The following is a 23,815-nucleotide window of genomic DNA, read 5'->3' on the forward strand; positions in this document are numbered from 1 at the left end:
TTAAAAAGTATTTGTGTGTTATAATTATTAATAGTTGTCTTAGTTATCCTCGTTGTCTTCGCTCTGGTTTTCGTCTTTAGCTTTATTACGGTCTTCTAAGATTTTCTTCTTTTTAGCTTCTAGCTCTAATTTTCTTGCTGCTCTATCTGCTAGTTTTTGTTGTCTTCGTTCTTCTAAAATCTCTTCTCTTGTTTTAGGAGTTTGATCTTGCTTAGCGCTTTCGTCTTCATTTACATTTTCAGGAGCATCATTGGTATCACTTTCGGTATTACCATTTCTTTCATTAAGCTTATCCTCTCTTGCTTTTGCACGATCTTCTAATATTTTAGCTCTTCTGTCTGCTGCTTCTTGCTTTTTAGCTTCTCTAGCCTCTAATATTTCTTTTTTTCTTGCTTCTGTCGCAGCTTCTCTTGCTGCTTTTTTATCATCTAATATCTTTTGACGTTCTTCTTGGGCATCATTTATTTCTACTATAACATCTTCGTCTTTAGCTTCTTTTCTTTCTGCCTTATTTTTTGCTTGTGTACGCTTTGATGCTCTAGAAATAGTTCTGATAATTTGCTCACTCATATCAAATCGCTCAGCAGAATATAACATGACTACGTCTGCTGATTTATCAAAAACAAAATCATACTTTTTAGCTTTAGCAATATCTTGCACTGCTTGAAAAATTTGATCTTGAACAGGCTGCATTAATTGTCTTTTCTGGATAATTAAATCTCCATTTGGACCAAAACGTTTTTGTTGATAATCTAAAATCTCTTTTTCTTCAAATAATAGATCTTCTTCACGCTCGTCGATCAGCTCTTTAGTTAGTAAGGCTTTTTCGTTATTAAGCGCTTCACGCTTTTGTTTAACATCATTAAGCTTACCTTCTATTTCTGTTTTCCATTTTTGGACTTTGCTTTCTAATTGACTTGTAGCTTCAGTATATTCTGGAATGTTTTCTAAAATATATTCTGTATCAATGTAACCAATCCTAACGCCACGCTGTGCACTAGCAGAAAAACCTGCAGCTAGCATTACCAATACAATAAGAACTTTTATTTTCATTTTGGAATTTGTTTTATTATTTCTTGATTATAAACTCAAAATAACTTGATTCATTGTTAAGTGAATAGTTTTTTTGAGTAAGTATTTTCAAAATAACGAATTTTAATTTTAAAAATTTTAATTCTTTTATCAAATCCTTGTTAGGTTATTAGAAAATATCGTGCCAAAAATATAAAAAACAAAAAAACTATGATTGTTATTTACTGATTTAATTAGGATTATAAGCTATTAATTAAAATTGTTGACCAATTATAAAGTGTGTTTCCCATCCATGTTTAACAGATCCACCAGGTAAAGGATCAAATCCATGACCTAAGTCTATACCTAATAATCCAAACGCTGGCATAAAGATTCGGACTCCAAATCCTGCAGATCTTTTAAGTGTAAACGGATTGTAGTCTTTAAAATTATCATAAGATGAACCTGCTTCTAAAAACCCTAAGGCATATATTTTAGCAGATTGCTTTAATGTAATTGGGTATCTTAATTCTAATGAGAACTTGTTATAAATTGTACCACCATCTTGAGATGATAATGCTTGGTTAGGATATCCACGTAATGCAACTGCTTCCCTTCCATCTAAACTATAACTACCTAGTCCATCTCCTCCAACAAAGAAACGCTCAAAAGGAATTACACCTCTGTCTTGATTATAAGCTCCTAAAAATCCAAATTCAACACTTGGTCTAAGTACTAATTTATCAACTAATCTAGTATACCAATCTCCTTTAAATTTAATTTTATAAAACTCTAACCATTTAAAACGTTCTTGGTCAATTTCGCTAATTCTAGCTGCAGCTTCATTTCTAAGAATAACGTTTGCATTTCCATCATTAACAATTGCTTGGTTCTCTGCTCGTTCTACACTTAAAGCAGTATAATCTACACTACTAAACATTGAGTAAGGTATAGATAGTTTTGCTGTTGCAGTAAAACTTGATCCTCCCATTGGGAAAATAGGATCATTAAATGTATTATTTCTGCTTAGTCCTAATGTATAAGATAAGTTATTAGAGTAACCGTCTCCAAACGTAAATAATCCAGTATTATAGTTTTTTAAATTGTAATGTTGAAAACTTACAGCTTGTGATAATGTGAAAAAATCATCTGGTGTTGATAAACGTTTTGCTAATCCAAAAGTTATACCTGTAATATTAAAACGTTTGTCTTTATCTGCATTTCCAGTAGTTGCATCATATAAAAATTGCTTTGTATGCGATAATGATGTTGAAAACTGTACAGGTTTTTTACCTCCTAACCAAGGCTCAGAGAATGAAAAACTATAGGTTTGAAAAAATCTACTAGCTTGTAGTCTTAATGCTAATTTTTGACCGTCTCCCATTGGGATTGGTTTATAAGCATCTTTTTTGAAAAGGTCTTTAATAGAAAAGTTATTAAAAGATAATCCTAAAGTCCCTATAAAACCTCCTCCACCGTAACCTCCTTGAAGTTCGATTTGACTAGAACCTGATTCTACTAGAGAATATTCCATATCAATCGATCCTTCTTCTGGGTTTGGATTTTTAAAGTTAGGCGTTAACTGTTCTGCATCAAAAAATCCTAATTGACTTAGCTCTCTAATAGTACGTACTACGTTTTCTTTACTATATAATTCGCCTGGTCTTGTTCTAATCTCTCTATAAATAACGTGATCGTTAGTCTTTTTGTTACCAACTACAGATACCTTATCAAAATATACAGGTTTACCCTCTGATATTCTAATTTCCATATCAATTACATTACCATCTGCATTAACCTCTACTGGATTAATTGTTGAAAACAAATACCCATTGTTTTGGTATAAGTTTGTTAAATCATCACCATCAGGCTTTGTGTTATCTGCAATTCGTTTTTGAAGTTGTACACCATTATATGTATCTCCTTTTTCAATACGTAGCTTTCTTTTTAAAACCTCATCAGAGTATACTGTATTACCAATAAATGTTACTTCTCCAAAAGTGTACTTTTCTCCTTCTTCTAATTTAATATTTAATGATACTGTTTTATTATCATTAATAATTAACGAGTCAGAAATTATCCTAGCATCTCTGTATCCAACCTCTTTATATCTATCGATTAAGCTAGATAAGTCTTCTTTATAGTCTGCTTCAATAAATTTAGAACGTTTTAAAATTCTAATAGGATTAATTTTTTTGGTGTTTTTCATAGCTTTTCTAAGCTTTTTATCGCTTAAAACACTATTACCTTCAAAATCAATACTTTTTACTTTAACTTTTTGACCTCTATCAATAGCAACCACCATGTTTACAAGAGATTTGGCTATTGAGTCGTTTTTAATTTCGGTTGTTTTTACTTGCACATTGGCATTTAAAAAACCGTCTTTTTTATATTTATTCTCTAAATAATTTTTTGTGGTAGTTACTAAGTTTTCAGTAACTTTAGTACCTTTTTGAAGCTTATTTTCTTTAAGAATAGTTTCGTGTTTACCTTTTTTAACACCAGTAATTTTAACTTCATTAAGTTCTGGAAGGTCTGTTAATCTAATTTCGACAAAAGCACTATCGCCTTCTACTTTAAGCAAGTAAACTTCGATATCATTAAATAGGTTAGATTTCCATAGTTTTTTGATAGCGTCACTAATTTCTTCTCCAGGAATCATTACCTCACTACCTTTTCTTAATCCGGAATAGGTTATAATGGTTTGTTCACTAAAACTAGTGTTCCCTTTTACGGTAATTTCGGCTAGAATTAATTTTTTACCGTCTTCGTAGCTTAAATCTTGTGCTTTAACAGATAAAGCACTAATAAGCGTCAGTGCTAACAAGGTGTAATTTAAAATTGTTTTCAATGGTAATTGTTTAGCTAATTTGTTCACTGGTTTTCCCAAATCGTCGTTCTCTTTTTTGATATTCTATAATAGCTTCACATAAGTGTTGCTTTGTAAAGTCTGGCCAAAGTACTGGTGTAAAGTACAATTCTGCATAAGCTATTTGCCATAACAAAAAGTTACTAATGCGTTGCTCTCCACTTGTTCTAATAAGTAAATCTACATCTGGTAACGTCTGCGTGTAAAGATGTGCATTAAATACCGATTCGTCAATATTTTCTGTAGAAATTATATTATTTTTAACTTTAGTACTTATTTCTTTAACAGCATTTAGCAGCTCTTCTCTAGAGCCATAGCTTAATGCTAAAGTTAAATCCATGTGTGTATTGTCCTTAGTTAAATCCATAACTTCGTGCAACTCCTTATATACTTTTTTTGGTAAAGATTTTAAATTACCAATAGCTTTTAGTTTAATATTATTATCTAAAAGTGTTTTAATTTCTTTTTTTAATGAAGACACTAAAAGCTTCATTAATGTATCAACTTCTAACTTTGGACGATTCCAATTCTCTGTAGAGAAAGCGTACAATGTTAAATGTTTTATACCTAATTCTGCACAAGACTCTACTGTTTGACGTACAGATTTTGTTCCATTTTCATGACCAAAAGCACGCAACATACCTTTTTGTTTTGCCCAACGACCATTACCATCCATAATTATGGCAATGTGCTTTGGTAACTGTTTTTTATTTATTTGGTCTTGTATATTCACTTTAAAATCCGCAGTAACATGGGTTTTTTCCAAAGGTGTAAGTTAACGTTACTCCTGTAAAAGTATACCAATCATTATTATTTAAATTTCCAAAACTTCTGCTTGACAGTTCTCCTGCGTCTGGAACGCTTCCATCTAACTCGTCTGAGAAGGTGTAACGTGCTCCAACTTCAAAAGCTAAGACAAACTCTGGTGTCACAGCTGCTTTAAAACCAATTACCATTGGTATTCCCCAAGCATAGCTTTGTGTGTCCTCAGACTGTGTTTCTCCTAAATTATTGTAATAAAAGTTATCGTGTTGTGCTACACTAAACCCTGTATATAAGTATGGTGTTGCTACAAAGTTACCTTGATGTAAATCAAAATCAAAAAAAGTAAATTCTAAACCAGCAGATAATTCTATAATTTGATTATTAAATTCAAATCCTCTAATTTGTCTACTTGGATCGTCAGAGTCGTTATCTATTCCCTCTAATTCTGTAAAGGTTAAAGAGATCCTATAAGAGTGCCTAGGACTTCTGTTCCATTTATAAATAGCACCAATTGCTAATTGGCTAGGTGCAATATAGTCTGTAGCACCAACATCTCCAATAAAATTAGAACCACCCAAATACAACCCAAACTCGTTGATTTGTGCACTACTTAATTGTATGCATAAAAATGTTAAAACTACTACTGTTAACTGCTTCATAAATCTTCAAAGTTTGCAAATATAATAAATAAGATTAGCCTATAACAATTTGATTGAAATAGTTACACTTTTAAACAGATTTAACAACAAATTATTGTTTAGTTTCTATTATCCTCACCCCAAAGTAGCTTTTTACGGAGTGTATCTAGAAAAGTTTCGTTATTTAAAACTATCATTTTAATAGTAAATGGTGCTTTTTTGATTGTGATAGTTGTTTTATTGGACAATGTTGCTATTCTAGAATCTAAGGATACTAAATGTTTTTTTTCGCGTCCATTAACTTTTAAAGTTATAACTGTAGTGTCGTCTATAACTAATGGTCTTGCACTTAAATTATGAGGTGCAATTGGTGTTAACACTAAACTTGCCGCATCAGGTGTTATTACTGGACCACCACAACTTAATGAGTAGCCTGTAGATCCTGTTGGTGTAGAAATTATTAAACCATCACTCCAATACGACGTTAGATATTCTCCATTTAATTCGGTTTCAACCGTAATCATAGAGGTGGTATTTTTTCTGCTTACAGCAATTTCATTTAAAGCAAAATTGCAAGAATTAATTTCGGAGTTCTCCTCAGAGCTTTCAATAGTTAACAAACTACGCTCCGAAATAGCATATTTTTTATTCAAAATAGCGTGTATAGCGTCTTCAATCTGGTCATATTGTATGGTAGCCAAAAACCCTAATCGACCAGTATTAACACCAACTATTGGTATATTTAAGTCTCTAACTAAGGTTATTGCTCTTAATATGGTACCATCTCCACCAATGCTTACTAAAAAGTCATAGCTAGAGTCTAGTGAAGTAAAAGTTTGATAAGCGGTATTTAATTTTGACGATACACCTTTATAAAAGGCATCCTCAATATTAACTTCAATATTGTTATTATTTAAAACATCTAACAATACCTCTAGAGATGCTAGTGGCTTTTTTTTCTGAAATTGGCTAAATATGGCAACTTTCATTATTACATGTTTAGGTATTTATTAAGATAATCAGAGCGCTCTTTTAAGCCATCCAAGTAACTATCTTCCTCGTGACCAGATACTATATTATAACTGTAACGTCTAAAAGTTTGCATGATCTCACTTAATCCTACATTACCAATTTTTAGAGTTATTTGAGCAATATCATTTTCTATTTTAGAAATAAAGGCACCATATAATTTACCGTCATTACTTTCTACAATCTGACTAATTTCGCTAAACGAATAATCTGGCAATCCTTTTTCTATGATTAAAACCGCTCCATTTTCTGAGAAAAAAGGGGTTTCATTAAATAATCCAATAATATCATTAAGCTCATAATACCCTAAATATTTATTACTGTTATTTAAAACAGGCATTATATTGGCAGAGTTTTGTGCAAAAGCTTCCAAAACATCCAACCAATTAGTATCCTCTCTAACAAAAAAACCTTCGGTAGCATAAGCACAATCCGAAATAACCTCAACTTTTTGAAAGCAGTGTGCATCATTTTCTGATATGCATCCTAAATACACACCTTCGTCATTTTTAATCGGAATATGAGAATAAGTTAACTGATTAAATAGCAATTGTAAATCACTAACTAATCCCGAATTAAGTAATGGCTTTATATCGTTTATTATGTAATCTGAAAGGTTCATTTTATTAAAACTTTAGTTTTGCAAATTAATTAAAAATTAGCACAAAAAGCCTCTTATACTTTGTATTTTTGTGTTTTAAATTATAGAATAGTATGACAAAATTAAGCGTAAATATCAACAAGATTGCTACTTTAAGAAATTCTCGTGGTGGCGACACACCAAATGTGGTTCAGTTTGCTAAAGATGTACAACGTTTTGGTGCCGAAGGCGTCACTATACATCCAAGACCAGACGAACGTCATATAAGATACCAAGATGCTTACGATTTAAAACCTGTAGTTTATACCGAGTATAATATTGAAGGTAATCCAATCCCAAAATTTATGGACATGGTTTTAGAGTTACAACCAACACAAGTAACCTTAGTACCTGATAGTATTGACACATTAACAAGTAATGCAGGTTGGGACACCATTAAAAACAAAGCTTTTTTAGTTGAAGTTATTACTGAATTTAGGAAAAAAGGCATCAGAACATCCATTTTTGTCGATCCTGATTTAGCACAAATAGAAGGTGCCAAAGCAACAGGAACAGATAGAATTGAGTTATATACCGAAGCTTTTGCACATCAATATAGTTTAGGTAATAAAAAAGCCATACTACCTTATACAAAATGTGCCGAACTAGCCAATAAATTAGGACTTGGTGTTAATGCAGGACATGATTTATCCCTAGATAACATACAATACTTTAAACAAAATATGCCTGGATTACTAGAGGTATCCATAGGTCATGCTTTAGTTTCTGAAAGTTTATATTTAGGAATAGAAAACGTGGTTAACATGTATAAAAATAAACTAAAATAAATCCATATGCTCTTACACTCAAATATTATTGGAGAAGGAAAACCATTTGTAATACTACATGGCTTTTTAGGCATGAGTGATAATTGGAAAACTTTAGGTAATCAATTTGCTGAGCATTTTCAAGTCCATCTTGTGGACCAACGTAATCATGGTAGAAGTTTTCACGACGACAATTTTTATTATGAAGCTTTAGCTGAAGATTTAAAACATTATTTTGACGCTAACAATATAAAAGATGCCATATTATTAGGACATTCCATGGGCGGAAAAACAGCTATGCTTTTTGCAACACAATATCCAGAACTTGTAAGCAAACTTATAATAGCAGACATATCACCACGTTTTTACCCAATACATCATGACGCTATACTAGAAGGTTTGAATAGCCTAGACTTAAATGTTATAAAAAGCAGAGGTCAAGCCGACAAACAATTAGCAAACTATGTGTCAGATTCTGGTACAAGACAGTTTTTATTAAAAAATCTATATTGGATTGAAAAAGGAAAATTAGCACTAAGGATGAACTTAGATGTTTTAACCGAAAACGTATCCGAAGTTGGAGAAGCATTACCTACACACGCTAAATTTGAAGGAGATACACTGTTTTTAAGAGGTGATAAAAGCGAATATATAGGCAGTCAAGACCAAGCAATTATTAAAAATCACTTTCCAGAAGCCAATATTATTACCATCAGTAATGCTGGACATTGGCTACATGCAGAAAACCCAGAAGATTTTTATAATGCTGTAACAAATTTTGTAAATTAAGGTCTAATAACTAAAACATAAATTATGAATTTAATTATAAGATTACTACTTAACGCTATAGCAGTATTTGTTCTAGCACATATATTAAACGGAGTTGTGGTAGACAGCTATCTAACTGCAGTAATTGTAGCCATAGTATTATCTGTTTTAAACCTATTAATCAAACCTATACTTGTAATACTAACCTTGCCTATAACCATCTTAACCTTAGGATTATTTTTATTTGTTATCAATGGTTTAATAATACTATTAGCAGACAAATTTATTGATGGCTTTGCTGTATCAAGTATTTGGACAGCCATATTATTTAGTATTCTACTATCAATTTTACAATCCCTATTACAATCCTTTTTTAAATCAGATACTAAAACTAAGTAAAACTTAAAAATAGTCTGTAACACAACATGTTAAAAACTTTGCAATACTATAAAAAAGTAGTACTTTTGCACACCTTTTTAATTAAAAAAACTAGTGTTAAATGCCCTTTTAGGGCTTTATATCATTTATAAATGAATATTACAAGAGAAAACATTGATGCATTAAATGCTGTAGTAAAAGTAGAAATCGTTAAAGAAGATTATAACGATAAGGTTGAAAAAATCTTAGTAGACTACAGAAAAACAGCTAACATCCCAGGATTTAGAAAAGGTCAAGTACCAATGGGAATGGTAAAAAAACAATACGGTAAAGCAGTATTAGTTGATGAAGTAAACAAATTACTTCAAGATGCATTAAACAAATATTTAACTGAAGAAAAATTAGATGTATTAGGGCAACCATTACCTAAGCAGCAAGAAGAAATAAACTGGGAATCTGATTCTTTTTCATTTGAATTTGAATTAGGTCTAGCTCCAGAATTTAGTGTTGATTTAAAAAGCAAAACAGCCATTACACATTACAACATCGTTGCAGATGACAAAATGATTGATGAGCAAGTTGAACGTATCCAAAAACAATACGGTAAAATCACACCTGAAACCGAAGTTACTAAGGATAGCGAAATCACTGGTACTTTTAAAAACGAAGAAAAAGAAATAGATAACACAGTTACTATTACTTTAGATAAGTTTAAAGGAAAAGCAACAGAAAAGAAATTTGTTGGTGCTAAAGTTGGTGATGTAATTACATTAAAAACTAAAGGATTATACGAAGACGATCATGAATTAATGAACGCTTTAAAAATCCAACACGATGATGCTCACGGATTAGATATAGAAGTTACTTTTACTATAACAGAAATAAACAGTCGTGAATTAGCAGATTTAGATCAAGATTTATTTGATAAACTTTTTGGAAAAGACGCAGTTAAATCAGCATCAGAACTTAAAGCTAAAATCAAAGAAGATGCAGAAAAGCAATTTGTACAACAATCTGATCAAAAGTTATTAAACGATGTAACAGAATACTTAGTTGACAACACTAAATTTGATTTACCAGCAGCATTCCTAACAAAATGGATGCAATCTGCAGGTGAAAAAGAAATGGATGAAGCAACAGCTAAGGAAGAATACGAAAAGTCAGAAAAAAGCTTACGTTACCAACTTATCGAAGGTAAATTAATGTCGGACAACGACCTTAAAGTAGACTTTGAAGACGTTAAAACAAATGCCAAAAACATGATTAAAATGCAAATGGCACAGTTTGGACAACTAAATCCTTCTGAAAAAGAATTAGATGACATCGCAGCACGTGTATTAGGAAACCAAGATGAAGTAAGACGTATTTCTGAGCAAGTAGTAAGTCAAAAATTACTGGACCTTTACAAAGAAAAAGCAAACATTAAGACTAAAGAAATGTCTTATGATGCTTTTGTTAAAGAAGTGTATGGTGATAAATAATAAATCTTCCCAAATATTTTTATCAATTTGATAAGAATGTATTAGGAACGGTTTAACAAAATAATCATTATCTTTAGGCGTTGTTTAGCAAGACTAAACAGCGCCTAATTTTTTCAATTAAAATAACATTTAAGCAGACTATGGATTACGGAAAAGAATTCGAAAAATTCGCTATAAAAGATCAAGGTATAAGTAGTACGTATTACAACAAAATTATAAGTAGTATGTATCCTACTAACTTAACGCCTAATATTATTGAAGAGCGTCAAATGAACATTGCTATATTTGATGTGTTTTCGCGTTTAATGATGGATAGAATTATATTTTTAGGAACAGGTATCAATGATCAAGTTGCTAATATAATTCAAGCGCAATTATTATTTTTAGAAAGTACAGATGCTAATAAAGACATCCAAATATACATTAACTCTCCAGGAGGAAGTGTTTATGCAGGATTAGGTATCTACGACACCATGCAATTTATTAAACCAGATGTAGCTACAATTTGTACAGGTATGGCAGCCTCAATGGGAGCAGTATTATTATGTGCAGGAGAAAAAGGTAAACGTAGTGGTTTAACGCACTCTCGCGTAATGATCCACCAACCTTTAGGTGGTGCACAAGGTCAAGCTAGTGATATAGAAATTACTGCGCGTGAAATTTTAATCCTAAAAGAAGAGCTTTACAAGATTATTAGTAAGCATTCTGGACAAGATTATGATAAAGTGTATGAAGACAGTGATAGAGATTACTGGATGAAAGCTGATAAAGCTAAGGAATACGGAATGATTGACGAGATTTTAGCTCGTAACTAAATATTTAAATTAAAGGGTCATGTTAATTATAAGTTTTAAATCAATTTACAGCTTATAATTAACCTTTGGCTTTTAAACAAAAAAAATGGCAAAGGAAGAATTAGAATGTTCGTTTTGTGGTAGGAAAAAGCCAGAAACCAATTTATTAATTGCTGGTTTAGATGCACACATCTGTGATAGATGTATTGAGCAAGCACATGGTATTGTTGTTGAAGAATCTAAAGAAGAAGACACTAAAGATCTTTCAGCAGAATTAATGCTGAAGAAACCGCAAAAAATAAACAGCTTTTTAGACCAGTATATTATAGGTCAAGAATATACAAAAAAAGTAATGTCTGTAGCAGTTTACAACCACTACAAACGTTTATTACAACCGCCAACTAATGATGATATTGAAATTCAAAAATCAAACATTATAATGGTTGGGCAAACAGGTACAGGTAAAACATTAATGGCTAAAACCATTGCAAAAATGTTAAACGTACCTTTAGCTATCGTCGATGCAACTGTGTTAACAGAAGCAGGTTATGTTGGTGAAGATGTAGAAAGTATTTTAACACGATTATTACAAGCTGCAGATTACAATTTAGATAAAGCACAAAAAGGCATTGTGTTTATTGACGAGATTGACAAAATAGCACGTAAAAGTGATAACCCTTCAATAACTAGAGACGTCTCTGGTGAAGGAGTACAACAAGCTTTACTAAAACTTTTAGAAGGTACTGTAGTTAACGTTCCACCAAAAGGTGGTCGTAAACATCCTGACCAAAAATTTATTGAAGTTGATACCGAAAATATTTTATTTATTGCTGGTGGTGCTTTTGATGGTATTGAGCGTGTAATCTCAAAACGATTAAATATGCAAGCTGTAGGATATAGCGCTTCTATAAAAGAAGATGTTGTAGATCACAATAATTTATTACAATATATTATCCCTAAGGATTTAAAAGACTTTGGTTTAATACCAGAAATTATTGGACGTTTACCTGTTTTAACTTACATGGATCCACTTGACGGTAAAACGTTAAGAGCTATTTTAACAGAGCCTAAAAACGCCATTATCAAACAATATAAAAAGCTGTTTGAAATGGACGAAATAGAGCTAAGTTTAACCGATGGTGCTTTAGACTTTATTGTTGACAAAGCTATAGAGTATAAACTTGGTGCTCGTGGATTAAGAAGCTTGTGCGAAGAAATCCTTACGGACGCCATGTTTGAACTTCCTGGAAGTGATACTAAAAAACTAAATGTAACAAAAGCTTACGCTGAACAAAAACTAAGTAAGACTACTATTAAAAAATTAAAAGCAGTCTCATAAATTATAGTTTACGCAATTTAAAAAAGCCACTTTAATCAATAGATTAAAGTGGCTTTTTATTTATTATTCTACCTGCTGTATTACATCCTCTCCAATTATAACAGTAACTGCTTTTGTCCAATTATTAGTAATTTCACAAATTGTAAGATTGTATTTAATATTTGACTTTATTGGGTTACGACCTATGAAACAGCCCAAACTATTAAATGTTTATGTATTCCTATTTTGTTGAATTACCTATTTTATAAAAAACACCATCTTTTTCTGCCACCTCAATTGCAGTCTTTAAGGTTTGGTCAACACTAGTTAATATTAATAAATAACTATTAAAAGCAGTAATGGACTTATCTCCTTCAACAAGTTTAAATTGATTGCTATATTCTGGATTATAGCCTTGAGATTTTGATTTTAACTTAAACTCAGCTTTTAATTGATTAGGATTAAAAATTTTTAAAGTCCCTTCTTCCATTCTAGCCACTTCTTCTCCAAAAACAACAGTATCTACTGCCTTATTTACATTAGAATTTTCTAGATTTTGATCGGCTTCAGTTTCTGATGAACAAGAAATAAACAAACTAATAAAAAATAAATAGCTGATTTTTTTAAATAATTTCATAATACTTTTATTTAGAATTAATTATTTAAACTTAAACAAATTTTTTATAATTTTATTTAACACCATGATATTAAAACAAATAAAAAAACCACTTTAGACAGATGTTTAAAGTGGTTTTTTCTTGATTAAATTCAATATGACTTCCCTTAAAGCCAGATTAATAGCAAGACTAATATATGTTTTATTTGTTTGATAACCAAATAAATAGACTATTTTATTTAAACTATGATAATTATAAATATAGACATTAGCTAAAAAGAACAGCACATAACACTAACTATTACCTATGTATTTAAAAGTATTAGCTCGTCCATATATTGACGCGTATTAGATAGTCTTGGGACTTTGTGTTGGCCTCCAAGCTTATTATTTTGCTTTAACCAATCATAAAACAACTGCTCTCTAGCTATGTGTATTTTTGGTTTATTTAATGTCATATTATTATAACGTTTAGCTTCATAGTCTGAGTTTAGACTTTTAAGCGCATTATCAAACAGCTCATTAAAATAATTAATATCCTTTGGAGGCGTTTTAAACTCGATTAACCACTCATGCGCACCTTTTTCTTTACCTTCCATAAATATTGGAGCTGCTGTGTAATCTACAATTTCTGACTTCGTCTTTTTACATACTTTTTTTAAAGCATCTTCAGCGTTTTCAATAATCAACTCTTCGCCAAAAACATTAATATGGTGTTTTGTGCGTCCTGACACTTTTATACGATATGGACTAATAGACACAAACCTTACGGTATCACCTATCATATAACGCCAAAGCCCAGCATTAGTCGTAATTACAACTGCATAGTTTTTATTAAGTTCTACCTCACTTAATGGTATTACTTTTTGGTCTTTAGTCCCAAATGTAACCATAGGGATAAACTCGTAAAAAATACCATAGTCTAACATTAACAATAAATCGCCAGAGTAATTTTGATCTTGGATTGCAAAAAACCCTTCCGATGCATTATAAATTTCGTAATATTTAAAATCTTTTTTAGGTAGTATATTTCGGTATTGCTCGATATACGGATTAAAGCTTACACCTCCATGAAAATACACTTCTAGATTAGGCCAAACGTCAAATAAGCTTGTTTTATCGGTTTTATCTAAAACGTTATTAAGTAAAACTAACATCCAACTTGGGACACCTGCAAGACTGGTAACATTCTCGTTTATAGTCTCGTTAACTATAGCAGCCATTTTGGTTTCCCAATCACTCATTAAACTAACCTTACTACTTGGCGTGCTACTAAACTCTGCCCAAAAAGGCATATTATCTATTAAAATAGCGCTTAAATCTCCAAATGCAGTTCCGTTTTCTTTGTATAGTTCTTTACTACCTCCTAACCTTAAGCTTTTACCAGTAAATAATTGCGAGTCTTCATTGTTATTAAGATACATACATAGCAAGTCTTTACTTGCTGCATAATGACAATCTTCTAAACTGTCAAAACTAACAGGAATAAACTTACTTTTAGCACTGGTTGTACCGCTAGATTTTGCAAACCATTTAATTGGCTTTGGCCAAAAAATATTATTTACACCTTGTCTTGAGCGCTCAATACTATCCTGTAAATCCTCGTAAGTAGATATAGGTACGCGATCTGCAAATGTTGCATAGTTTTTTATTGAAGCAAATCCGTGTGTTTTACCAACCTCAGTGTCTTTAGCTATGTCTAACAAATTAAACAACAGCTCTTGCTGCACCTCGTTTGGATACTTTAAAAACAACTCTATTTGATGAAAACGCTTCTTTAAAAACCATGAAGCAATAGAATTAACAAGAGGAATTGGCATAGTTATTTGTATCTTTAAGTTTTAAAAATAATACTTTTTTTTATGACCTACCAAGGTGTGTTGACAAAAATGCAAACCGAGTTTTCTAAACCTATAAATTACTATATGGTTTTTAAAAATGACTTTATTAATATTAACCAATTATTAGACAAAACCTTAACGTTTAGTTTTGTAAAATACGAGTGTCTAAATTGCCATTTAGATAAGCCTATTTACCGTCAAGGTTTTTGTAAAAGTTGCTTTTTTGAGATTCCGCAAGCAGCAGATTGGATCATGAAACCCGAGTTAAGTCAAGCCCATTTGGATATTGAAGAGCGCGATTTAGCCTATGAAAAGCAAGTACAATTACAACCACACATTGTCTATTTGGCCAATTCTAGCAATGTAAAAGTTGGTGTTACCAGAAAAGGTCAAGTCCCAACACGTTGGATTGATCAAGGTGCACATGAAGCTATTGAGATTGTTGAAGTCCCTAACAGGTATCTTGCTGGAATTACAGAGGTTGCTTTAAAGGATTATGTTGGTGATAAAACTAATTGGCGTACCATGCTTAAAAACGATATTAAGGATGAAAATTTAATTGAATGGCGTGATAAGCTAAAACAGTATATACCTGATGAAGCAAAACAATATTTTATTGAAGATAATCAGGAAACTAATATTGAATTTCCGGTGTTACAGTATCCAACAAAACCTAAGTCTTTAAATTTTACAAAGACACCACATTACACAGGTGTTTTAAAAGGTATCAAAGGACAATATTTAATTTTTGAAGATAATACCGTTTGTAACATTAGAAGTAATGAAGGTTTGGTTGTAAACATTAGTATTACTTAATTTTATATATAAATTAACGAGTCACACAAAACATATCTCTCTAGTTTTTAGTAAATTGTAAATAAAAAAAACTATGAAAACGCCTGCAATGTTTTGGGTGGCTATTACCACCTTGTTATTAATTACTGTTACCATTATGGTAGCCATGAATATGTCTTTTAGTTGGGTCTTTTACCTAACTGTTATTGGTCAAGTATTTGTTGCTATTATGGTTTATAAGGTATTAAAAGACCATTACTTTACAGATAAAACATTTGAACATTTTTACGAAGACAAACCTTTTAATTACAGAAAGTAATTATTTTAATTGTTTTACGACTTAGTCTATATGACTACACTAGTATTTGTTTATAATGCCAAATCAGGTTTTAAAAACCTAGCACTTGACATTGCACATAAATTATTTAGCCCTAAAACTTATGCTTGTAATTTATGTGCTTTAACGTTTAATACGTTTACAGAAAATACAATTTGGAAAGATTTTAGAAACAGAACTCCTTTAGAAATTGAATTTTTACATAGTGATGCGTTTGAAACAAAATTTAAAGCTAAAAATTATAGTTATCCAATTATATTATCCAAAACCAACAACACGTTACAACCCTTTTTGTCAAGCAAAGCTATTGCGTCCTTAACATCTGTGGAAGAACTAATTCTTACTATTGAGTCCAAGTCTTGCGATAGGTTGCGTTAGCGGTAGTAATGACATCCTTTTTTTGCTGCCATATATGGCAAAAAAAGATATAATGGATAACGCGACCCTTGTGGTAACGCCCAAAAATTACTCTTTAAACCAGCCTGAGTATTTGACGTAATTATCGGCAATACGATTTATTTCGCCATGTATTAACTCTTTGCTAATGTCTTTCACTTTTTTTGCTGGCACACCTGCGTAAATGCTTCCTGATTGGACTATTGTATTTTGGGTTACGACAGCTCCTGCTGCTACAATGCTGTTACTTTCTACTACGCAATTATCCATCACGATGCTTCCCATACCTATTAACACGTTGTCGTGGATTGTACATCCATGGACTATAGCATTGTGACCAATGGATACATTATTACCTATTATGGTTGGGTATTTTTGATAGGTACAATGCACGACTGCTCCATCTTGGACATTGACTTTGTCTCCTAATTTTATATAATTTACGTCACCACGTAGCACTGCATTAAACCAAATGCTGCATTGTTTGCCTATTTGGACATCGCCTACTATGGTAGCGTTTTCGGCTATGTAACAGTCTGCTGTAATTTGTGGTGCTTTACCGTTTACTGGTTTTATTATTGGCATGTGTTGTTTGTTTTTTATGTTTTTTGTTAGTTTCTCTAAAACATCCGAACAGAGGTATTGAGTTATTTAAAGTAAGATAATAAATCTGATTTTTTTGAAGCAGACACCATAATTTCTTGTCCGTTACTAAGTATAACACTTCCTCCTTTTCCTTTAACGTATTTAACGACTTCGCTTACATTAATTAGGTAGCTTTTGTGTACACGAGCAAATCCTGATGGTGTTAACGCGTCTTCAAAATATTTTAGTGTCTTACTGACTACTTTCTTTTTATTGTTGTTTAAATAGATCTCTGTATAATTATCATCTGCTTTACAATACAAAATATCTTTAGTATTTAACACCTCAAAACCGTCTTGCTGTGGTATGGTTATTTTACCTGCTACATTATTGGTTTTAGGTATTAATACTTGGTCTTGTAATGCGTCTTCTTTTAACTTAATTTCGGATACATAGTCAACTGCTTTAATCAGCTCGTCAATATCTATTGGTTTCATTAAATAATAAGATGCGTGTGCATTTAGGGCATCCATTGCGTAGTTATTATATGCGGTTACAAAAATGGTTTCGAAATCACGATCACCAACTTTGTCTAATAAATCAAATGCGTTACCATATGGCATCTCTACATCTAAAAACACTAAGTCTAAATCTAAGGTACGGATTAACTCTAAGGCTTCGTTTATGTTTTCTGCCTCGCCAATTATATTAACTTTTGGACAGTATTTAGTTAAGTAGTTTTTTAATATGGCTCTACTTTGTACTTCGTCTTCTACTAATATTGCGTTTAGTTTCATAATTAATCTTTCTTTAAGGTTACCACCACTTTTGTCCCAACGTCACCTTCAGTTGTATTATCGTCTATAAACACATCTACTTTGTCTTTGTACATTTGGTTTAAAATAGAGACACGTTTTTTAATATTTCCTAATCCTTTAGAGTTATGTTTTTGTTGATTTTGGGTCTTTAAACTTTTAGATTTTTTGCGTCCAATACCATTATCTGCAATTGTTATTGCTATCACTCCTTTTTGTTTTTTGGTTATTGAAATTTCTAACAATCCCATGTCATTTTTATAACGTAGTCCATGCCATACTGCATTTTCTATGTAAGGTTGTAGTAACATAGGCGGAATCTGATAGGCTTCGATATCTATAGTTTTGTCTATGTTAATAGTGTATTCAAACTTATCTTTAAACCTAAAATGCTCTAATTTTGTGTATAATTCTATAAGTTCAATTTCTTTTTGAAGCGGAATAAAATCTTCTTCAGAGTTTTCCAAAACTGCACGCATTAATTTAGAAAAATCGGATAGGTATTTGTTTGCAGTCCTCTCGTCATTAGTCGCAATAAAACTGTTGACCGAGTTTAGTGCATTGAAAATAAAATGCGGATTCATTTGACTACGTAAAGACTTTAAAGCTAATAAATTGTTTGCTAATTTTTGTTGTTTTATATATTTAAACATTAAATAAGCTGCTACTGCCAACAGGAATAAACCACCTATTAATGAATATATAATAAGTTGCTGACTTTTATTTTTTTCTTCAGATAATTCAACTTGACTTAGCGTCAACTTTCGGTCTGTTTCTAGAGTTGCAATTCGGTTTTGCTTTTCGGCAATACTTTTATTAAATCGTGCTGCTTGCGATATTTCTTGCTCTTTTTTAATGTATAGTTGGTCTACAGTTTTAACGTACTCGTCAAACATTAATTTAGCTTCGCTAAAATTACCAGACTCGACATACACATCTGTTAGCTTTTTAGTCGCATCTTTTTTTACTATTAAATCTTCTTTTTTATCTGCTTCTTCAATACTTTTTTCTAAGTATGGAATGGCTTCTTTATATTCCTTTTGAAGGAAATACGCATTACCAATTTTATAGTTTTGTTTTTGCTTAGTTATGTTACTCTCGTTAGCTATTATGGAGTCTTTTTCAATAACAGCTATATCTTTAATAATCTCTTTTCTGGTTTTAATTTCTTGATCGTAAGATTGATTAACATTTTGAAAATCTGCAAACTTAATTTTTTGTTCTACCTCTCTTGTTTTATTTTCTTGAGCTGCAAGTGCTACAGAGTTTTCTAATAACACTTCGGCTTTAGCCTTTTTACCTTCTGAATTGTAAACCTCTCCTAGTTTAGAATTTAAGTCTGTAACTTTAGGCAAAATTTGATTAGTAGTCGCTATTTTTAATCCTTCTGTATAAGCTTGCGTTGCTTTACTGTTTTGATTGATTTGAGCATAGACATCACCTAATCCTTCGTAACGTATTACGTTTTGCCAATTAGACAAATCGCTAGTTTTTAAACTATTATAAATAGCTAAACTCTCTTGGTGGTTTTTGTTTTTAAAATAGGCTTTAGCTAATTTTAAATTAACGTCTGTTGCATTTACATTATTTAAACTTATACGATAGTTTGTTACCGCTAAATCGTATTGTTTCCAATACATATAGACGTCTGCTAAGATCTCAAAAGCTTCGGCATTTTGCTTAACAGATGTGCTTTTTGGAATACTTTCAGTTATAAACTGTATACTTTTTTCTGCTGAAATTTTCTTGTAAAAAACAGCTGAATCAATGGTACTTTTAAATGTATTAGATTTGGTTTTTATCTTTTTAACATAGGCATCCTCGATTAAAGCATGGACTTCTACGGTTATATCGTCATCGGATTTTACGGTGTAATAAATAGTCTCAAAATCCTTGTGACTAATCATAATCTCATCTCCTATTTTTACATTAATTCTAAATTCGCCACTTAGACTAGTACTAGTGTAAGATCCTCCATTAACTTGGATGTTAACATCAACAATTGGATTATAAGTATCCACCTCTCTAACTAACCCTTTTACAGTAAAAGTAGCCTCTTCAGATTTATTTAACTGATGTTGCGCTTGCATGATTTGCTGTGCTGTTAGACACAACAAAATAGTTAGTAGTATGCGTAGGTTTTTCATTTATTAAATTATAGAATATAAACTTACGCACTTTAGCCCATTAAATAAAATGTACTTTTTTCAATTTGATAAGTAAAACAACTAAAATTATAGTCTTAACTCATTTATATACCAAACTGACTCATTTATATTGTTAGTTTACTCAATCTGGCTTTTGTTTTAAATATGTTGCTTATAGGTTTACCAAAATTAAAACTTAAAGCAATCATGAAATATTCTAAATTATTTGCCCTATTCACTTTACTATCTATTAACATCCAAGCACAACACATGGGAAATCTTAATCAAGGCATTTCTAGACAAAATATTACTAGCGGAAATGCTATTGCTTATGGTAACTCACCTAGACAACTTACACCTAATTTAAATCCTAACAGTATTATTATAATTGACGTTAGAGCGTTACAAAATGTAAAAGCAACTACCTACACTGCTATTTTTAATGTTACTCAAATTGGCGAAACTGCTGAAATTACTAACACCCTTTTAAATGATCGTATTGCAAATATCAAAACAGAGTTATCGTCAATTGGAATTTTAGAAAAGGATATTGCTATTGACGTGATTTCGTTTGTTCCTGTTTATGAGGTAGAGGTCACTAAAAAGCTATTTAGCAAAACGTATACTGAAGTCCCTAAAGGATTTGAACTGCAACAAAACATACACATCCAATTTACTAAGACACAACAATTTGAAAAAATTCTTACTGCTTGTGCTAAAAACGAAATTTATAACTTGGTAAAAGTGGATTATTATATTGAAAACATTGCTGATGTGTATAAGAATCTACAAACTAAACTTTTAAATTTAATTACCGAAAAAAAAGAATATTATAATCTACTAGGTTTTAAATTAGAAAACTATAATGCTGTCATGGCTGATCAAAAATATTGTTACTTCCCAAAAGATTTTTATCAAAATTATCAGGCTTATAACAGCATATCTTTCCAAGCTTTAAAACAGGATAAAGGTGTTACTGAAGTAAAAAAACAAACCTCATATTATTACCAACCTTTGTCTTACGAGAACTACGATATTGTAATTAATCCTTCAATATTAGAGCCTGTTGTGCAAATTGGCATGGAAATAAAATTACATTTTACACCTAAACCAGCTGAGCAAAAACAAGACCCTATTGTTAAAACAGAAATCAAACATAAATACTTTGTTATATCACCTGACGGAACCATTGACGTTAAAGAGTTAAATACTAACCATTAATTAAAACCATAAAAAAAGCCTCATTAAAATGAGGCTTTTTTTATAAATTATATATTGACAATTAGTTAATTGCAGGACAATTACAACTGTATCTTTCTTTACCACAGTTAAAGTTAAACCCTAATGTTAATTGGTGGAATCCACCATTATTAAACACTACAGAGTTTGCTTGGTAGCTATAGTTGTAAGCAAACACAAAGTTGTTTACTTCCACACCTAATATTGGTGTAATATATTGTAATTTTTGGCTGCTTACTCCAGATCCATCTCTAAACTCTGCACCATCTAAAGATCGTCTGTAAGATAATCCTCCCCAAACCTTACCAAAGTCTACGGATTTGTATGCTTTAAGGTTAAGGTCAAAAGATGCTTCCTCAGTAGCATCTCTATACATAAACATAGCAGAAGGCTCAAAACTCCATTCGCTACCATAGCTTCCAAAGGTATTTCCTACAGATACTAAGTAGGTTCTTAAATTGTCATAGCTTATACCTTGCTCATTAAAATTAATACCATCATTTTTTAATAAGTTTTTTACGGTTGCATGTGCATAAAAATCATATAAGAAGTAAGAAAAACCAAAGTCTACATTAAAATTAGTAGCAGACTGCTCTATTCCAGCAATAATAGGATCAAATCCATCAGCTAAAAAGCTAGTTTCATCTAACTTATATTGTATCGCTCCAACACTTAAACCAAAAGATAATTGGTTTAGGTCAGTAGTACTTCTAGAAAACATTAAATGGTGTGCGTAAGTAAAATAAGCACCAGTTTGAGAGTGGTACCCATTTTTATCACTATATACAATAGCTCCAATACCAGATTGCGAGTCTCCAATTCTACCATTTACACTAGCAGTAATTAACTTTGGAGCATCATCATCTCCAAACCACTGCTGTCTTCCTGTAACCCTAAGCTTAGCGCAATTTGCTGCACCAGCCATAGATGGGTGAATCAAGTAGTAGTTATCCGTTAAGTAATCTGAGTAGATTGGTAATCCCTCTTGGGCTTTTGAAAATTGAGTGCCAAATAAAGCAACAATTGCTATTAAAAATATGTTTTTTAATCTCATAATCTCTTATTTCGAGGTAGACAGGTCTATAAAAATAGCTACGCTATTGGGTTTATAACTAACTTTTAACTTAAAATCAAAAGTGAGTCTCAAATATATAAATTTACTCTTTATAATTTCAATCCTAAAAGTTAAAGGTTCAAGATAAAAATGTTTTATTAAATAAACTTCAAAAATCGTTAAATTTTATAAAAATCAAATATAATAGATATCTATACTTTTCTTTAGTATTTTTGCAAAAAAAAGTAACAATGAGTGATTTTAAAGTTTCAATACAAGAAACCTCTAACCCTACCATAATTAAATTCGAATTAAACCAATTTATAACCAAGCACCAAAGCTTTGAATTTAACAACATTGACGAGGCTAAAGACTCACCTTTAGCACAACAATTATTTTATCTTCCTTTTGTAAAAAAAGTTTACATATCTAGCAATTTTATAGCTATTGAAAGATATAATATTGTAGAATGGAACGATGTTAAGACTGAAGTAGCAGAACAGATTGAATCCTATCTAAATGATGGTGGAATAGCTGTGTCAGAAACTGCTGTAACAAAAAAGGTTGCTGTAACCGTTTACACGGAAAGCACGCCAAACCCATCAGTACTAAAATTTGTTTCTAACAAAAAACTAGTAACCTCTTCCTACGAGTTTACCTCAATCGAAACAGCTAAGCCATCACCTATGGCTACAGCTTTATTTCATTTTCCATTTGTTAAAAGCGTCTTTTTTGACGAAAACTATGTGTCAATCACAAAATATGATATCGCAGAATGGAATGACATTTCTTTTGAATTAAGAGAGTTTATAAAAAATTACATAGAGGATGCTAAAGAAATAGTATCACCTAATGCACCAGAAGTTGTAGAAAAATCTGTAGAAAAAGTAGAAGCACACTTTGAAACATTAGATGACACCTCTAAGCAAATTGTAAACATTCTAGAAGAATATATTAAGCCTGCTGTTGCAAGTGATGGAGGGAACATCCAATTTGAATCCTATGATGAAACTACTAAAACCGTAAAAGTAATTTTACAAGGTGCATGTAGTGGTTGTCCATCTTCAACATTTACATTAAAAAACGGAATTGAAAATATGCTTAAAGAGATGTTAGCAGGAAAAGTAGAATCTGTTGTAGCTCTAAATGGTTAATTTCAACCTATAAAACATACTGTTTAACCCGACTACTATATTGTTAGAAGATTTAAATCATCAATTATTGTATTAAAATTTGTAATTTTAAGAAACAAACAATAATTAAAATTTAAATATTATGGCAGTATTAAAAGTAATCGAAGTATTATCAAACTCTGATAAAAGTTGGGAAGATGCAACTAAAAAAGCAGTAAAGCATGCATCTAAAAGCGTTAAAAACATTAGATCTGTTTATGTACAAGATCAAAGTGCTAGCGTTAAAGATGGCGAAGTTGTAGACTTTAGAGTTAATCTTAAAATTACATTTGAGGTTAATTAATACCTTTTTAAAATATAGTATTATAAAAAAAGCCTGAACATTTGTTCAAGCTTTTT

At 31.3% G+C, this 23,815-nt stretch carries 24 protein-coding genes; 12 read left to right on the plus strand and 12 right to left on the minus strand.

Annotated elements, in window-relative coordinates; genetic code table 11:
• Nucleotides 1–39 precede the first annotated feature (39 nt).
• The 6 genes from AC0L3M_RS09380 to AC0L3M_RS09405 all read right to left on the minus strand — a co-directional run bounded on the left by AC0L3M_RS09380 (nt 40) and on the right by AC0L3M_RS09405 (nt 6,934).
• The gene (locus AC0L3M_RS09380; protein ID WP_473430563.1) at nt 40–1,053 is read right to left on the minus strand and encodes an OmpH/Skp family outer membrane protein; all 1,014 of its coding nucleotides are present in this window, start codon (nt 1,051–1,053) and stop codon (nt 40–42) included.
• 232 nt (nt 1,054–1,285) lie between these two features.
• Nucleotides 1,286–3,862 (minus strand): BamA/OMP85 family outer membrane protein, encoded by a 2,577-nt coding sequence (locus AC0L3M_RS09385; RefSeq protein ID WP_261375356.1) that lies wholly within the window; start codon nt 3,860–3,862, stop codon nt 1,286–1,288.
• 10 nt (nt 3,863–3,872) lie between these two features.
• Nucleotides 3,873–4,556: an isoprenyl transferase gene (locus tag AC0L3M_RS09390; RefSeq protein ID WP_414692205.1), complete on the minus strand. Its 684-nt coding sequence runs from the start codon at nt 4,554–4,556 to the stop codon at nt 3,873–3,875.
• A gap of 58 nt (nt 4,557–4,614) precedes the next feature.
• A complete protein-coding gene (gene porG, locus AC0L3M_RS09395; RefSeq protein WP_292942625.1) occupies nt 4,615–5,304 on the minus strand; it encodes a type IX secretion system protein PorG in 690 nt (229 codons plus the stop codon).
• Nucleotides 5,305–5,402: 98 nt separating this feature from the next.
• The gene (locus tag AC0L3M_RS09400; RefSeq protein ID WP_473430564.1) at nt 5,403–6,272 is read right to left on the minus strand and encodes an NAD kinase; all 870 of its coding nucleotides are present in this window, start codon (nt 6,270–6,272) and stop codon (nt 5,403–5,405) included.
• 2 nt (nt 6,273–6,274) lie between these two features.
• Nucleotides 6,275–6,934 carry a CBS domain-containing protein gene (locus AC0L3M_RS09405; protein WP_473430565.1) on the minus strand — a complete coding sequence of 220 codons (660 nt, stop codon included), beginning with the start codon at nt 6,932–6,934 and terminating at the stop codon, nt 6,275–6,277.
• Between the two features lie 92 nt (nt 6,935–7,026).
• Here AC0L3M_RS09405 and AC0L3M_RS09410 point away from each other — a divergent pair, with 92 nt between their 5' ends.
• From AC0L3M_RS09410 to clpX, 6 genes are all read left to right on the plus strand, one after another.
• On the plus strand, nt 7,027–7,740 hold the full coding sequence (locus AC0L3M_RS09410) for a pyridoxine 5'-phosphate synthase (RefSeq protein WP_473430566.1): 714 nt from the start codon (nt 7,027–7,029) through the stop codon (nt 7,738–7,740).
• A 6-nt stretch (nt 7,741–7,746) separates the two neighbouring features.
• Entirely contained in the window at nt 7,747–8,508 is a 762-nt protein-coding gene (locus AC0L3M_RS09415; protein WP_473430567.1) for an alpha/beta fold hydrolase, read from the plus strand.
• 24 nt (nt 8,509–8,532) lie between these two features.
• The gene (locus tag AC0L3M_RS09420) at nt 8,533–8,886 is read left to right on the plus strand and encodes a phage holin family protein (RefSeq protein ID WP_473430568.1); all 354 of its coding nucleotides are present in this window, start codon (nt 8,533–8,535) and stop codon (nt 8,884–8,886) included.
• Nucleotides 8,887–9,017: 131 nt separating this feature from the next.
• A complete protein-coding gene (gene tig / locus AC0L3M_RS09425; protein WP_292942606.1) occupies nt 9,018–10,346 on the plus strand; it encodes a trigger factor in 1,329 nt (442 codons plus the stop codon).
• Between the two features lie 140 nt (nt 10,347–10,486).
• Nucleotides 10,487–11,161, plus strand: coding sequence for an ATP-dependent Clp endopeptidase proteolytic subunit ClpP (gene clpP, locus AC0L3M_RS09430; RefSeq protein ID WP_145003521.1), 675 nt, complete (start codon nt 10,487–10,489; stop codon nt 11,159–11,161).
• Between the two features lie 85 nt (nt 11,162–11,246).
• Complete coding sequence (gene clpX / locus AC0L3M_RS09435) at nt 11,247–12,479, plus strand: ATP-dependent Clp protease ATP-binding subunit ClpX (RefSeq protein ID WP_028283431.1); 1,233 nt, start codon at nt 11,247–11,249, stop codon at nt 12,477–12,479.
• Between the two features lie 220 nt (nt 12,480–12,699).
• Here the strand turns inward: clpX and AC0L3M_RS09440 are convergent, their stop codons facing one another.
• Nucleotides 12,700–13,095 carry a hypothetical protein gene (locus AC0L3M_RS09440; protein ID WP_292942595.1) on the minus strand — a complete coding sequence of 132 codons (396 nt, stop codon included), beginning with the start codon at nt 13,093–13,095 and terminating at the stop codon, nt 12,700–12,702.
• A 284-nt stretch (nt 13,096–13,379) separates the two neighbouring features.
• On the minus strand, nt 13,380–14,894 hold the full coding sequence (locus AC0L3M_RS09445; RefSeq protein ID WP_473430569.1) for a GH3 auxin-responsive promoter family protein: 1,515 nt from the start codon (nt 14,892–14,894) through the stop codon (nt 13,380–13,382).
• 42 nt (nt 14,895–14,936) lie between these two features.
• On the opposite strand from AC0L3M_RS09445, the gene AC0L3M_RS09450 reads away from it, so the two are divergent.
• The 3 genes from AC0L3M_RS09450 (at nt 14,937) to AC0L3M_RS09460 (ending at nt 16,425) form a co-directional block, all read left to right on the plus strand.
• Complete coding sequence (locus AC0L3M_RS09450) at nt 14,937–15,731, plus strand: DUF2797 domain-containing protein (protein WP_292942590.1); 795 nt, start codon at nt 14,937–14,939, stop codon at nt 15,729–15,731.
• 73 nt (nt 15,732–15,804) lie between these two features.
• The gene (locus AC0L3M_RS09455) at nt 15,805–16,029 is read left to right on the plus strand and encodes a hypothetical protein (protein WP_145003533.1); all 225 of its coding nucleotides are present in this window, start codon (nt 15,805–15,807) and stop codon (nt 16,027–16,029) included.
• 30 nt (nt 16,030–16,059) lie between these two features.
• Complete coding sequence (locus tag AC0L3M_RS09460) at nt 16,060–16,425, plus strand: GTPase (protein WP_473430570.1); 366 nt, start codon at nt 16,060–16,062, stop codon at nt 16,423–16,425.
• Nucleotides 16,426–16,512: 87 nt separating this feature from the next.
• Here AC0L3M_RS09460 and AC0L3M_RS09465 read toward each other — a convergent pair whose 3' ends face one another.
• The 3 genes from AC0L3M_RS09465 to AC0L3M_RS09475 form a co-directional block, all read right to left on the minus strand.
• Nucleotides 16,513–17,028 carry a gamma carbonic anhydrase family protein gene (locus AC0L3M_RS09465; RefSeq protein WP_473430571.1) on the minus strand — a complete coding sequence of 172 codons (516 nt, stop codon included), beginning with the start codon at nt 17,026–17,028 and terminating at the stop codon, nt 16,513–16,515.
• 62 nt (nt 17,029–17,090) lie between these two features.
• The gene (locus AC0L3M_RS09470) at nt 17,091–17,825 is read right to left on the minus strand and encodes a LytR/AlgR family response regulator transcription factor (RefSeq protein WP_473430572.1); all 735 of its coding nucleotides are present in this window, start codon (nt 17,823–17,825) and stop codon (nt 17,091–17,093) included.
• Between the two features lie 2 nt (nt 17,826–17,827).
• On the minus strand, nt 17,828–19,990 hold the full coding sequence (locus tag AC0L3M_RS09475) for a tetratricopeptide repeat-containing sensor histidine kinase (protein WP_473430573.1): 2,163 nt from the start codon (nt 19,988–19,990) through the stop codon (nt 17,828–17,830).
• Between the two features lie 207 nt (nt 19,991–20,197).
• On the opposite strand from AC0L3M_RS09475, the gene AC0L3M_RS09480 reads away from it, so the two are divergent.
• Nucleotides 20,198–21,211, plus strand: coding sequence for an SIMPL domain-containing protein (locus tag AC0L3M_RS09480; protein ID WP_473430574.1), 1,014 nt, complete (start codon nt 20,198–20,200; stop codon nt 21,209–21,211).
• A 61-nt stretch (nt 21,212–21,272) separates the two neighbouring features.
• On the opposite strand, the gene AC0L3M_RS09485 is transcribed toward AC0L3M_RS09480, so the two are convergent.
• Complete coding sequence (locus AC0L3M_RS09485; protein ID WP_292942577.1) at nt 21,273–22,283, minus strand: PorP/SprF family type IX secretion system membrane protein; 1,011 nt, start codon at nt 22,281–22,283, stop codon at nt 21,273–21,275.
• Between the two features lie 251 nt (nt 22,284–22,534).
• On the opposite strand from AC0L3M_RS09485, the gene AC0L3M_RS09490 reads away from it, so the two are divergent.
• Together AC0L3M_RS09490 and AC0L3M_RS09495 are read left to right on the plus strand one after the other, a co-directional pair.
• Nucleotides 22,535–23,437, plus strand: coding sequence for a NifU family protein (locus AC0L3M_RS09490; protein ID WP_145003560.1), 903 nt, complete (start codon nt 22,535–22,537; stop codon nt 23,435–23,437).
• A 121-nt stretch (nt 23,438–23,558) separates the two neighbouring features.
• Nucleotides 23,559–23,759 carry a dodecin family protein gene (locus tag AC0L3M_RS09495; protein ID WP_099568818.1) on the plus strand — a complete coding sequence of 67 codons (201 nt, stop codon included), beginning with the start codon at nt 23,559–23,561 and terminating at the stop codon, nt 23,757–23,759.
• Nucleotides 23,760–23,815 lie beyond the last annotated feature (56 nt).

This window comes from Olleya sp. KJ81-1 (assembly GCF_055808135.1).